This is a genomic window from Psychroflexus lacisalsi (genome assembly GCF_020164495.1).
Lineage (GTDB): Bacteria > Bacteroidota > Bacteroidia > Flavobacteriales > Flavobacteriaceae > Psychroflexus > Psychroflexus lacisalsi.
In genome coordinates this window covers 205,486-219,608 of sequence record NZ_JAIQYZ010000003.1, presented here as the reverse complement: position 1 = coordinate 219,608, position 14,123 = coordinate 205,486, and the positions used below count along the sequence as shown (strand labels likewise).

Here is a 14,123-nt window from a genome sequence, read left to right as displayed (position 1 = left end):
CTTTACTTTTAAACAAAAATAGGAATTATGACAACACTAAAAGCGGGAGATAAAGCCCCAAATTTTGAGGGTAAAGACCAAGACGGAAACGCCCACACACTTAAAGATTATAAAGGAAAAAAATTAGTCGTCTTTTTTTATCCCAAAGCAAGTACACCAGGATGTACTGCAGAAGCTTGTAACCTGAGGGATAACTGGGAAACTTTTCAGGAAAAAGGTTATGAAATTCTTGGCGTCAGTGCAGATTCTAAAAAACGTCAGCAAAATTTTAAAACTAAATACGAGCTTCCTTTTCCATTGCTTGCCGATGAAGACAAAGAAGTCATACAAGCATTTGGAGTTTGGGGGCCGAAGAAGTTTATGGGTAAAGAATACGATGGCATTCATAGAACTACTTTTATCATCGATGAAGAGGGTAAAATAGAAGAGGTTATTGCTAAAGTGAAAACCAAAGCTCACGCTGAGCAGATCTTGTAAACCTTAATTGGAATTAGTTGTTTGATCTTTAAAAATCAAATAAATATCCTTTTGATTATTTTTCAAGCTTAGGTTGAAGCTGTTGAATTACTCAAGAATTAATGTAATTTGGTTGTATGAACTGGGAGCAAGCAATTCAAGATTTTACATACTACCTAAAGATAGAAAGAGGCCTGGCCGATAATACCATTCAAAATTATCGGCTGGACATCTTAAAATTGACCAATTACCTTTCCGATTTTGATTTGAAAATTTCTCCAGTTGAAATAGCTGAAGAGGATATTCAGAGCTTTATTTATATAATTTCAAAACTTCTAAATGAACGATCTCAGTCCAGATTAATTTCTGGGCTAAAGAGTTTTTTTGATTATCTCATTTTTGAAGATTACAGAAAAACAAATCCGCTCGAACTCATAGAATCTCCGCGTTTGGGCCGACAACTCCCGGATACGCTTTCAACTGAAGAGATTGATCGACTCATTGATGCTATAGACTTGTCGCATCCTCAAGGCCAGCGTAATAAAGCCATCATCGAAACTCTTTATGGTTGTGGATTAAGAGTTAGCGAGCTCATAAATCTTAAAATTTCTGATCTACATTTTGAAGCAGGTTTTGTTAAAGTAGTAGGAAAAGGGAATAAGGAACGATTGGTTCCAATTAATGCCTACACTCAAAAATTTATAACTATTTATAAAGATGAAGTTAGAATTCATCAGGAGGTAAAACCTGAATTCACTGATATTCTTTTTTTAAATAGACGAGGCGCTCAATTAACGCGAGCTATGATTTTTACTATCGTAAAGCAATTATCTAAAGAAGCTCATATTCAGAAGAAAATTAGTCCACACACATTCAGGCATTCGTTTGCGACACATTTATTGGAAAATGGAGCTAACCTGAGGGTTATCCAACAAATGTTAGGTCACGAAAGCATCACCACAACAGAAATTTATATGCATTTGGATAAAACTCATTTAAGGTCTGTGCTTGAAAAGTTCCATCCGAGAGCTTAAATCACAACTCCATTTGATTTAAAATCTTGTAGTTTTTGTAGAGTCTTCTAGTGAGAATGCCATAAAGTACACGATAAAATAAAATCAATAGGCCAACAACGATAAGAAGTATGAAAACCATGATTCCACATATAATCCAGAATTCTAGAGTATTGAATGTGGTTTGCATCATTATAGCTCTAGCCCCACCTATCACGAACATAATTATAAAAAGAGCGATGTTATAACGGACATAGTACTTTACAGATTTCCTAGTTTTAATAATCTGCTTCATCAGTTTCCTTGCAGAGTCTGTAACTTGAATACGTAGATAGTTCTTGCAGAATAAATAAATAAATCCAAATAGAACAACATAATTTAAAACGGTCAGTATTTTCAAAAACCAAAGAAAAGATTGATTTTCTATAGAGTCCATATATTCTTTTGAGGAGACTAAAACATCTATACCCAACCAAAACACAAACTCCAGGATACTTATGATAAATATCCATTTGACACTGGAAGATGACTTTTTATGCAACATTGGCATAAGTTCATCTTGAGTGTATTTTGGCAAATCTTCATTTCTTTTTTGCCAATCTTTTTTAATAAGGTCTAACTCATCCATAGTTAAGGATTCAAAATCTTTTTAAGTTTAGTCTTTACTCTATTCATTTTCACTCTTGCATTTACTTCAGAAATTCCAAGGGTCTCGGATATCTCTGTGTAGGGCTTGTCTTCCAGATAGAGTAGGACTAAAGCTTTATCAATATCATTAAGTTCTTTTATAGCAGAGTACATCAGTTTCAAATTATCATCCAAGGTGCTATCATAGCCTTCAGCAGAAATTTTAAAATCAAAATTCTCCCAGGGTAAGGTTTGGACTCCTCTTTTTTTCTTTCTATATAAAGTTATAGCTGTATTTAAAGCTACACGATACATCCAAGTACTAAATTTTGACTCTGCTCTAAATTTTGGATAAGCTTTCCATAATTGAATGGTTATTTCTTGGAAAAGGTCTTTGTGAGCATTGTCATCGTAGGTGTACATCCTACAAATTTTATGTGCAATGTTTTGATGTTCCTCTAAAAGGTCAATAAATTTTTTCTCTAGTTCTTTATTCAAAACTTACAAAGTCTTAATCATATGTCGTTAAAATTATCAAAAGTTACAGAACTAGCATTAAATTGAACCAATTAAGATATAAATTGGTACTTATGAATGTACCAATTTCAAAATTACCAAGAGTTGTCATCATAGGTGGAGGCTTTGGAGGAGTAAGTTTAGCCAGGAAGCTTGAGAAGAAACCTTTCCAAGTAGTCATGTTGGACAAAAGAAACTTCCACACTTTCCAACCATTATTATATCAAGTTTCAACGTCTGGACTTGAGCCAGATTCCATAGCATATCCTATCCGTAAAATATTAAAAAAAAATAAGGATGCTTATTTCAGGATGGCAGAAGTGGAAAATATTGATGATGGGAAGCAACTTGTAAAAACAAACATTGGAGAAATTACATACGATTATTTAGTAATTGCAACCGGGTCCAAAACAAACTTCTTTGGAAATAAAAGCGTTGAAGAAAATGCTATTTGGATGAAAACTGTGCCTCAAGCCCTCAACCTGAGAAGTTTGATTTTAGAAAATTTCGAAGAAGCAACTATCACAACAGATCTTGAAAGGAGAAAAGCACTCTTGAACTTTGTTATTGCGGGAGCGGGACCAACTGGTGTTGAATTAAGTGGTGCTCTAGCAGAATTGAGAAAAAATGTAGTTCCCATGGACTACCAGGATATTGATACAAATGAAATTCACATCCATTTAATTGAAGGTTTGGATAAGGTGTTACCGCCAATGAGCGATAAATCCTCTGCAAATGCTCAAAAATATCTGGAAGAACTTGGTGTAGAAATTCACCTCAATACTTTTGTGAATTCCTATGAGGATAATATTGTAAAAACAAATAATGAGGACTTAAGCTTCAATACAGAAACTTTTATATGGAGTGCCGGAGTTACTGGAGCAGCCATAGAAGGGCTTAAGACAGGTGCTTTGATGGAAAAGGCAAATCGTTACAATGTCAATGCCTTTAATCAAATTGATGGGTATGAAAATATATTTGCTATTGGTGATATTGCTTTAATGACCAGTGAAGATTATCCTAAAGGACATCCTATGGTTGCTCAGCCAGCAATACAACAAGGAGATCATTTGGCTAAAAATTTACTGAGAACGATCAATAAGCAAAAACTCTTACCTTTTGAATATTTTGATAAGGGAACAATGGCCACTGTAGGAAGAAATAAGGCCGTTGTAGATTTGAAAAAGCTCAGATTTGGAGGTGCATTAGCTTGGTTTATGTGGATGTTTGTTCACCTGTGGTTTTTAGTAGGATTTAGAAATAGAATAGTTACCTTTTTTAACTGGACTTATAGCTACATCAATTATGACAGAGCAGCAAGGCTTATTGTAAGACCTTTTAAAGGGAACAAACAAATGTCGTCTCCAGACTAGAGAGGATTAGAGAAAAATCTACAAAACAAAAGCAGTCAATTCTTTTAAAAGAATTGACTGCTTTTGTTTGGAATCAACAATGAACATTTAGTTTCCTAAAACCTCTTCTACTTTTTCTCTTAAGTCGTTACCTCTTAAGTCTTTTCCTATAATTATGCCTTTCTCATCAATTAGAAATGCTGCAGGAATAGCCTTCACTCCATATTTTTGAGCAATAGGTTCTTGCCAGTATTTTAGATTGGATATGTGATTCCACTCAAGGTTATCATCTTCTATGGCTTTTATCCATGAATCTTTGTTATTGGGTTTGTCCAAGGAGACACCAACAACGGTAAACCCTTTATCTTTATAATCATTATAAATGCTTACGATATTTGGATTTTCAACTCTACATGGTCTGCACCAAGACGCCCAAAAGTCTATTAGAGTTACTTTCCCCATGGCGTCTTTCAGTGATAGTTCATTTCCTTGTGGGTTAGGTCCGGAGAATTTTGGTGCTTCAGCACCAATATCTGTAGCGCCAATCTTAGCGATATTTTGTCCAAGCATTTTTCCAAGGGGCGTATCTTTTACCTCATCCTCAAAATTGTCATATAAAGATCTCATATTGTTAAGCGGAACTGTTTTAGAATTCATCACATCAGACAAAGCCATCATGCCAACTATGGAATTATTGTTCTTCTTAATAAATTCTAAGGTGGATTGTTTAGCCTCTTCTTTGATTTCTTCTGCATCCAATTCTAAATCGAGTACCGCAATTTCGTCGTCTCTTTTAAGTGCTTCCTGGCGCTTTTTATTTAATTCATTGCCCCTTTCAGAAAATTTAATGATCAAATCTAGATAATCATTCAATAGTTGATTATGCTTGCCACCAGTGACTATTGACTCTCTTAAATTTTCTCGATTTGCTTCTATTTTGATATTCTCATTATCCTTGATGAAGATGATATTACCGTCGACACCTTCAATTTTTATGAGATTAATTTGTTGGTTGGATTTCTCAAATTCGAATTCAAATGAATTGTTTTGTACCTGAGTAGTATCTGCGGGAATAGGGACATTCTGAGGCCCGAGGTGTGTAAGATAAACATCGGTTCCATCGGGAACATTGTCAATAGTAGCTTCAAGTGTTGGACCAGAAGAATTACAACTTGCCAAAAGAAGAAGTAAAGAGAGACTGAAGAATAGTTTCATTTTGAATAATTTTATTTGCAAAAATAGCATACTCAAACAGAGTAGGGTAATAACTATAGAAGAAATTAGCTAGAGATGGTAAATCTATCTTAAGTAAAAAGTTCAATCTTCATTTTATAGATAGTATTGTAATCATTACATTTAGACATGGATCGTTATAAAGATATTTACCCATTTAAGATAAAGCTGAGCTTTCAGAAAATTCGCGACAATTTTCAAAAGCGATTAGAAACAGAAAGCAATCCAATTTCAAAAAAATATATTCAAGGCATATTGGATTACTCGGAGTCTTACCCTGAGCTTTTTGACGGGATTGAAGACTATGAGAACCTAAAGCCTTATGAGAAACAAATCAAAATATTGCTAGATGATTTGTTTCCTGATGTATTGACTCATAATGAGATTAAAGTGGCAACTGTTCCTTTTCGCAATAAAATGTTCAGAAAAACAAAACGTTTTGAGTCTATACTGAATGCGGTTCCTTATGAAGGATTTGAGTTTTTGCCGAGAAACTTCAATATTGAAAAAGATTATATTCTGGCCTGTATTATTATTCTAAACACCTACTATAGTTACAATATTGACTTCTTCAGACCAGAATATTACGATGTTCCAGATGCTGATGGTAACCTGAAAAATTACAGACTTTTTGTAAATGCGGATTTCGTAGAATTAATTCCTACAGAAAATGCAGTTGAAATCACGCCTAAAGATGTTGATGAATTACTAAACAGACATAATGATATTGATTTCTGGAAAGAAAAGTTTCCACCCAACTCCTGGATTTTTAAAGGGTTTGCGATTTTAAATCTCACTGATGTCACTGCCGATAATAGTATTTCGGAAATTAAAACGCTTCTACTCAACAATAATATTTTATCCGATTCTAAAGCTGTCACTTTGAAAATGGCAAGTATTTTAAAATCCATCTTTAGATTGCCAAAACTCGAATTTGGCTTTGCCCTTTTCAATGATGAAAAAGAGACATTTCAGCTTAGCCATTCTAATTTTATAGATAGTTTTATTTTGGACTCAATTTCGGACAACGGTTGCCGGGAGGCTTTTTGTCACGGGGCATATAAAGCGATTGTAGATCAACATAAATACTTCAGTATAACAGATGTCAATTCTTATTCTGAAAAAAATCCGGGTAATAAATTTGCCGATCATTTAAAATCTAAAGGAATTCAGTCTGTTATTCTAGCCCCGGTAAGTAAAAATAATAAACTTTTAGCCATTCTTGAATTGGTTAGTTTTTCTAAAAATGACCTAAATAATATCAATGCAACGAAGCTTGACGATATTGTGCCTTACATAGCAGAAACTGTTGAAAATTACGAACAAGAAAAGCAAAACAGAATAAAAGCAATAATCCAAAGTGAATACACCTCTATACATCCAAGTGTAGAATGGAAATTTGAAGAAGAGGCCGAGAAATTATTTTATGAAACTTCAGAAGAAAGTGAATTGAAAGAAATTTATTTTCATGATGTTTATCCTCTTTTTGGACAAATAGATATCGCCGATTCATCTACCCAAAGGAACTCTGCTATTCAGAACGACTTGATACATCAGCTCAATAAAGTTTTGGATATCATAAATTCTGCTTTCGAAGCACAACCTCTCCCAGTTTATGAACAGTTGGGTTATAGAATTACAGATTCCCTTTCTCATTTATCAAGTGGGATTTCAGCTTCAACTGAAGAAAAGGTTGAACAGTTATTAAGAAATGATGTACTCCCTGTTCTAAAACATATTCAAACCAATGTACCGAATTGTGAATATCTCGTCGATAATTATCTTGATAAAATCAAGCCAGGGAACAAGACATTTCATAAAAACAGAGATGAATTTGATGAAACAATTTCAAGAATAAATTCCTGCATGGCTGGTTTTATAGATTTAAAACAAGTTGAAGCGCAGAAATTATTTCCGCATTATTTTGATCGTTACAAAACAGATGGAGTGGAGCATAACATGTACATAGGTCAATCCATAGTGAAGGATCGTAACTTCAATGAAGTTGTTTTGCAAAATCTAAGATTGTGGCAAATTACAGTTATGTGTGAAATGGAAAATCGCTTTTATGAAATTCAGGAGACCAAAAATTTCAAATTGAGTTCAAGGTCACTAATTTTAGCTTTTAATAATACGCTAACCATTCATTATAGAATGGATGAAAAACATTTTGATGTAGATGGTTCCTACAATGCGAGATACGAAATCATCAAAAAAAGGATTGACAAGTCTTTTGTGAAAAACTCAGAAGAACGAGTAACGAGTAAAGGTAAATTAACAATTATCTATTCTCAAAAAGAAACTCAATACGAATATTTGAAATATATCAACTATTTACAAAGAAAACAATACCTCAATGAAGAGGTGGAGATTCTTGATGTTGAAGATTTGCAAGGTGTTTCTGGATTGAAAGCTATACGCGTGGGGATTTTGTATCATAAAGGGGATTCCTCCGAAAAAAGAGTCACTTATGAAAGCTTAATAAAATCTTTGAATTAAAACTTATAGCCGAGTGAGACTTGAAATACTTCATTTTTTAGGTCGGTGGATATCGTTTGTTCTTCGTTTTTAGGGATTTCAGATAATCCCAAGACATATCTGGCTTGAATAAATAAGCCATTATTCAATTCATAACTAGAACCTATAGCAAATCCAAAGTCAAAATTATTAATGTCATCTTTTATGTCTATGGTTTCATTTCTTAAAGTTTCTGGTACTAGAAACCCTGAAGTTAATATCTCATTTTCAATCTCTGAATTTACAATATAGCCAAGCTGTGGTCCAGCTAGAAGACTTAAGCCCTTATAAACGTAGTATTTGGCAAGGATAGGTAGGGTGATGTAATCTAAATTTAAATCAGAATCTACTTTCGCTCCGTCGGCTGGCCTGTTATCATAAGAGTAATTTGCTCCAACTTGAGAGTACAATAACTCTGTTTGCAATGAAAATTTATTTGAAATTGATAATTCTGAAATAACTCCAACATGAAAACCAGTTCTGCCTTCGTCATATCCTATTTGCGAATTAGAATCTGAAGCATCTCCAGTGGCAGAAGCGAAGTTTACTCCTGCTTTTATACCTACAGAAATAGTAGCTTGAGAATATCCAGAGCTACTTAATAAAAGTGTAATAAAAGCAATAGTAAATTTATACATCTATAATTTTTTTGATATTATTAATAATCGAATCTGTATTCAATATTAAGATGTAAACCATTCAAGTTGGTTGATGTTACATCATATAAAAAGCGATAAAAAAACTGACTACAGATATGATAATACCAGCCATAAATATAGTGTAAGTAATTCTGAGTAATCTGTATTTTCTTTCTAAAACTTTACCAAGTAGATAAAGGTCTTTTACTAAAGCTTCGTAAACATAATCTTTGTCTTTAAGAATTTCTTTTACGCCCCATAAGTAATTTTCGAAAGTCATTTTATGAAAGTTTCCAAAAAATAAGATGTTGACATCTCTTTTTTCAACTTGTTCTTTGGTGAATTCCCCCGATGTGACATTTGGTCTAGTTGATAAAATGGAAAGTATGATGGCGGCGACACTAAAACAAATCAAAATCAAAGTAGGGATCATCAAATGCTGATTGCTTGGATTGTCCAACTTCGGTATAATGTTCGCCAATGCTAAAGATATAATGATAGCATTCACAGACAGTAAAATGTTTGCCTTTGTATCTGCAATATCACTTAGTTTAAGGTGATTCCTTAAGGTTGTTCTGAAAAGCGTTTGAATACTTCTCTCAGGATTGTCATTTTTATATTGAGCCTTATACTTAGCTTTTAGTTTGTCCTTCTCTTTCTTTCTTTTAGTTTTTTCTTTTTCTTCAATAAGATTGATGAGGTTTTCTTGTTTGGCAGCACTCCAGTTTTTCACCGCATAATCTGTATAATATTGATGTTTAAAGGATAGCATTTCAATATTTAAATTCGTCCACTCATCGGCATTGTAGTCTTGTCCGCGTAAACGCAATTCTTGCCTTAAAAGTTCGCTCACTTCTTTGAAATATCCTTTAGCAAAATGGGAGCAATCCGCATCTTTAATTATTTTTTCAATTTCAGAAGATGGCTGGGCACCAATTTTGGTTGCACCAATTGTTTTTTGTACAGATTTAATAATATCCTGAGCTACATTATTAGCTTCCAGAAAATCCACAGCTATACGTTTACTTTCTTCTTCATGTTGATTTTCAGAAATTGTATAACCCGTATCATGTAACCAAGCCGAAAGAAGAAGTATGAGTTTGTCCTCTTCATTTAGATTTTTTTGTTCAGCTAAATATTCAGCACTTTCAACAACTCTTTTAGTGTGATTGAAATTGTGATACACATATATATTAGATAACTTATCTTTGAATAATTGAAGTATAAAAGATTCAGTTTTTGAAATGAGATCTGTCATTTTCTGGAATTTTATCGACTACCAATTAAATTATTTTAAATGAAAAACAAATTAGTACTCATCGTATTTGGGTTAATGTTTAGTGCATGTGCAACATACGAAGTTAAATATAAAAATTTAGAAAAATTTCAATCAACAGCTTATCCCGCAGACAAAAAACTTTCTCAACGATTCTATCTAATTGGTGATACAGGTTATGAAAAACTAGAGGAGGCACCACCTGGTATTTTAGCTTTTAAGGCCTTTGCGGGACCTCTAGATACACAAAATGATAAGGTCATCATTCTCGGAGATAATATTTACCCAGCAGGTCTTCCAAGCAAAGGAGAGAAAAACCGAAATCAAGCTAAAGAAATTATAGACAGACAAACGTCTAACCTTACTTTTTTTGAAGGTGACATTCATTTTATCCCAGGGAATCACGATTGGTATTCTGAAGGCATACAGTCTTTAGAGAATCAAGAAAAACAAATCAAGAAAGTTTTGAAAGACCAAGATGAGGCATGGCTTCCAACACCTGGATGCGGACTATCATCTGTGGATATTTCAGATGATGTTCATCTTATTATTTTGGACTCCCAGTGGATTATTGCCAACTGGGATCAAAATCCTCTGATCAATAGGAATTGCAATGAAATCAAAACCCTCGATCAATTTTATGAGGAATTTGAAACGGAATTGAAAAAAAATCAGAATAAAACTACGCTTGTTGCCTTACATCACCCGCTTTATACCAATGGAGTTCATGGAGGAACTTATGAATTTTCTAAGCATTTGTTTCCTTCCCAACGAAAAATTCCTTTACCTGGCTTAGCTTCTCTGGCTACTTTAATAAGGGTTTCTGGAGGAGTTTCAGTTCAGGATACGCAGAACAATCAATACCAATCTATGGTCAAACGAATTTCAGCAATAGCCAGTCGCTGGAATAGAGTGGTTTTTGCATCAGGACACGAACATAGCTTGCAATATATAGAGCATGATCTAATCAAGCAGATCGTTTCTGGATCTGGTTCAAAAAAATCTTATGCCAAATTAGGGCTTGATGGAGAGTTTGCTTATCCGGGCTATGGTTTTGCAGTGTTTGATGTTTTTGAAGATGACTCTTCGTGGGTTCAATTTTATTCTGCAGATAAGAATAAACCTGAACTCATTTTTCAAAAAGAAATTTATGAAGGTGAAAGGAGTTTTGACCTAGAAAGTATTCCCGAAAATTTCCCAGAAACAGTTGCCACTTCAGTATATGAAGACGTGAAAACCGATAGAACAGGTTTTTATGAAAGTGTCTGGGGCCAGCATTACAGAGACCTGTACACTCGCCAGATTACAGTTCCTGTTTTAAAGATAGATACTGCATACGGAGGTTTGGAGCCAATGCGAATGGGCGGAGGAATGCAAACCAACTCTCTAAGACTGAGTGATGAAAACGGCAGGGAATACAACATCAGGCAACTGAAAAAAGATCCAGTGAGACTACTTCAGCAGTTCGTCTATCCAGATAAAAACCTATACAATGAATTTGATGATACTGTAGTTCAAGAAGCGTTACTTGATTTTTTGACAGCTGCTCATCCTTTTGGATTCATGGCAGTACCAGATTTATCTGATGCTATTGGAGTATATCACACTAACCCGCGATTGGTATATATTCCCAAACAAAAGGCGTTGGGGAAATTTAACCAAGTACATGGTAACCAGTTATATATGATAGAAGAACGTCCAGAAGAGCATTGGATGGGTACTGGTGTTTTTGGGAATCCCAATCATGATATTGTAAGCACTGCCGACATGATAGAGCGCTTGAGAAGAGATGAAAAATATAAGCTCGATGAATCAAACTATCTAAGGGCTCGATTGTTTGATATGCTTTTAGGCGATTGGGACAGGCATGAAGATCAATGGCGCTGGTCCGAGTTTGAACTTGAAAACGGAGATAGAATTTTTAAACCTATTCCTCGAGATAGGGATCAGGTCTTCGCCAATTTTGATGGTGGATTTTTTAATGTGCTGAGGACAATAAGTTCGGCTCCCAAAAAATTTCAACCGTACACTGGAGACATTGAGAATCTAAAATGGTTAAATACTTCTGGTCTGAGTTTAGACAGAATGATTATCAGAAATGCTGCTAAGGAGGATTGGGTAAAAGAGGCTAAATATATTCAAGAGCATTTGACTGATGAAGTGATTCAAAAGGCCTTTTCTAAATTACCAGAAGAAATCGACAAGGAAAAAACAAAGACTCTCATTTCAATTTTCAAATCTAGATTGGGTCATTTGGTTAATTATGCTGATCAGTATTATGATATTTTAAGTGAAGTTTCTGTTTTAACGGCTACAGATAAAGATGATTTCATAGACGTCTATCGTCAGCAAAATGGACAAACAAGGGTGAGAATTATGCGGGATATAAAAGGTGACCGCAAAAACACAATTGTCGATAAAGTTTTTGATGAAGAATACACCAAAGAAATCTGGATTTATGGTCTAGATGATGAAGATACATTTACTGTTTCCGGAGATTATCCAGCGAAAATTAAAGTTAGACTCATCGGTGGTCATGATAATGATTCTTATGCTCTTAAAGCTGGAAAAAAAGTCAGGGTTTACGATCATAAAACTTTAGAAAATTCAATAGTAGAAAAAAAAGGAGGTCGAGTGATTAGAACCGATAATTATGTGGTCAATACCTTCGATAAAGACAGGAGTATCAATTGGATAAGTTCGTTTTTACCGCGTTTGGGTTTTAATCCAGATGATGGACTATTATTTGGAGCTCAAGTCTCGCTCGGATATAATGGTTTTCAATTAAACCCCTTCACTTACAGGCATAATATAAAAGCTGGTATTTATACTGCAACTGGAGGCTTCGATGTTGGGTACGAAGGTGAGTTTGCCAACGTTCTAGGCAAGCACAATCTTTTCACTTCTTTGGAATATACAAGTCCAAATTTTGCCAGGAACTTTTTTGGCTTCGGAAATGATTCTGAATATTTTGATAATGATATCGTCAAAAATTTTAATCGGGTAAAAATTAGAAAATTCGAATTTGAATTGGGCCTTCGCAGAGCTTCAAAATATGGTAGTATTTTTGAAAATAAAGTTTCTTTTCAAAATTATGATGTAGAAAGAACGGAAGGTAGGTTTATAGACTTAGTCGGTGATGAATTGCTCAGCAATAATCCGTCATTTTTTGATTCAAAAAACTTTGTTTCTTACCAATCGTCTTATCAGTATCACAGTTTCGATGACGACCTTAATCCAAGACGTGGTATGGATTTCAAAGTTGAACTTGGAGCTACAATGAATACCTCAGACGTAGATCAGCATTTTGTTTTTCTGAATCCGCATTTGGAGTTTTATAATGCTATTTCAAATGACCAAAAATGGGTATTAAGAACCAAAGCTACTTCTCAATTGATCTTTAATGATGATTATGAATTTTATCAGGGGGCAATTTTAGGAGCCAGAAATGGGTTGAGAGGTTTTAGAAGAGATCGATTTATAGGAAGAGAAAGTCTGGTGGGTAATATTGATTTACGGCATAGTTTCAATTCTATCAAAACAAATTTTATTCCGCTTCAGTTTGGAGTATTTACAGGCTTTGATGTTGGTAGAGTGTGGTCAAACGTTCCAGAATCAAACCAGTGGAAAAACAATTATGGTTTAGGTTTTTGGGTGAATGGCGCCGATTTATTTACGGGTACTTTCAACTTCTTCCATAGCGAGGATGGATTTTGGTTTTCTTTCGGTTTTGGAGCAAAGTTTTAAACAATTTTCTTGATCACCCTCAAGTTGTGTGAATAGCGACCGCTTTCTACATTGAAAATACCAGAATGATCTATTCTATCAATTCGGACTTGTCCGTGGGCGTGAATAATATAATTATCCTTCATCATAATTCCCACGTGAATTATTTTCCCTTCTTCATTATCAAAAAAAGCAAGGTCACCCGGTTCACTTTCTTCGATAAACGAAAGCGCCTGACCTTGCTTGGCTTGTTCATAAGCATCTCGGTGTAATTGGATACCACTTATTTTGTAAACCATTTGTACAAATCCACTGCAATCTATCCCGAATGGTGATTTCCCACCCCATAAATAGGGGGAATTCAGATAAAGCATGGCAGTATCAACTAAATGGTTTTTTGTGTAATTATTATTAATGGCTCCATCAAACTGATGTTTTAGAAGTGTTGAGGAGTGAATTGAAGACCCAATACAAACGGGCATTAACTGTCCATTCTCGGTAGTCATTAAACTCAACAAATCTGTAGAATATTCATTCCTTTCATTGAGATTTTTGAAATTTTCTTGATCAATTTCAAAAGCCTGCTTTCTATCCAACCAGCCTTCATAATCGTCAAAAGCTATACGAATTTTAATCCATTTAGGTTGTGTTTCGATCACTTCAAAATGATCTCCATAAAGTAGCTGAGTAACCATTTCTGAAGAGTCGCTTGCTTCTGCTCTCACAGGAACAACACTTAGGGGACAAATTCCGTATAGCATTTGGACAG

11 protein-coding genes are annotated in these 14,123 nt (G+C 34.5%); 5 read left to right on the top strand and 6 right to left on the bottom strand.

Going from position 1 to position 14,123, the window contains the following annotated elements; all coding sequences use genetic code 11:
* Positions 1-27 precede the first annotated feature (27 nt).
* Together bcp and xerD are read left to right on the top strand one after the other, a co-directional pair.
* On the top strand, positions 28-477 hold the full coding sequence (gene bcp / locus LB449_RS10450; RefSeq protein WP_224455051.1) for a thioredoxin-dependent thiol peroxidase: 450 nt from the start codon (positions 28-30) through the stop codon (positions 475-477).
* Between the two features lie 116 nt (positions 478-593).
* Entirely contained in the window at positions 594-1,490 is an 897-nt protein-coding gene (xerD, locus tag LB449_RS10445; protein ID WP_224455050.1) for a site-specific tyrosine recombinase XerD, read from the top strand.
* Between the two features lies 1 nt (position 1,491).
* Here the strand turns inward: xerD and LB449_RS10440 are convergent, their stop codons facing one another.
* Together LB449_RS10440 and LB449_RS10435 are read right to left on the bottom strand one after the other, a co-directional pair.
* A complete protein-coding gene (locus LB449_RS10440; protein WP_224455049.1) occupies positions 1,492-2,097 on the bottom strand; it encodes a hypothetical protein in 606 nt (201 codons plus the stop codon).
* Positions 2,098-2,099: 2 nt separating this feature from the next.
* Positions 2,100-2,594, bottom strand: a complete 495-nt coding sequence (locus tag LB449_RS10435; protein ID WP_224455048.1) for an RNA polymerase sigma factor — start codon at positions 2,592-2,594, stop codon at positions 2,100-2,102.
* Positions 2,595-2,686: 92 nt separating this feature from the next.
* Here LB449_RS10435 and LB449_RS10430 point away from each other — a divergent pair, with 92 nt between their 5' ends.
* Positions 2,687-3,985: an NAD(P)/FAD-dependent oxidoreductase gene (locus tag LB449_RS10430; protein ID WP_224455047.1), complete on the top strand. Its 1,299-nt coding sequence runs from the start codon at positions 2,687-2,689 to the stop codon at positions 3,983-3,985.
* Positions 3,986-4,072: 87 nt separating this feature from the next.
* Here LB449_RS10430 and LB449_RS10425 read toward each other — a convergent pair whose 3' ends face one another.
* On the bottom strand, positions 4,073-5,179 hold the full coding sequence (locus LB449_RS10425) for a TlpA disulfide reductase family protein (RefSeq protein WP_224455046.1): 1,107 nt from the start codon (positions 5,177-5,179) through the stop codon (positions 4,073-4,075).
* Positions 5,180-5,326: 147 nt separating this feature from the next.
* Here LB449_RS10425 and LB449_RS10420 point away from each other — a divergent pair, with 147 nt between their 5' ends.
* A complete protein-coding gene (locus LB449_RS10420; RefSeq protein ID WP_224455045.1) occupies positions 5,327-7,696 on the top strand; it encodes a GAF domain-containing protein in 2,370 nt (789 codons plus the stop codon).
* On the opposite strand, the gene LB449_RS10415 is transcribed toward LB449_RS10420, so the two are convergent.
* Together LB449_RS10415 and LB449_RS10410 are read right to left on the bottom strand one after the other, a co-directional pair.
* Entirely contained in the window at positions 7,693-8,352 is a 660-nt protein-coding gene (locus tag LB449_RS10415) for a porin family protein (RefSeq protein ID WP_224455044.1), read from the bottom strand. The genes LB449_RS10420 and LB449_RS10415 overlap by 4 nt on opposite strands.
* 76 nt (positions 8,353-8,428) lie before the next feature.
* Complete coding sequence (locus LB449_RS10410) at positions 8,429-9,610, bottom strand: Pycsar system effector family protein (protein WP_224455043.1); 1,182 nt, start codon at positions 9,608-9,610, stop codon at positions 8,429-8,431.
* 39 nt (positions 9,611-9,649) lie between these two features.
* Between LB449_RS10410 and LB449_RS10405 the strand changes: the two genes are divergently transcribed.
* On the top strand, positions 9,650-13,375 hold the full coding sequence (locus LB449_RS10405) for a metallophosphoesterase (protein WP_224455042.1): 3,726 nt from the start codon (positions 9,650-9,652) through the stop codon (positions 13,373-13,375).
* On the opposite strand, the gene LB449_RS10400 is transcribed toward LB449_RS10405, so the two are convergent.
* Positions 13,372-14,115, bottom strand: coding sequence for a C40 family peptidase (locus LB449_RS10400; RefSeq protein ID WP_224455041.1), 744 nt, complete (start codon positions 14,113-14,115; stop codon positions 13,372-13,374). The two genes, LB449_RS10405 and LB449_RS10400, sit on opposite strands and share 4 nt — an antisense overlap.
* Positions 14,116-14,123: the final 8 nt, after the last annotated feature.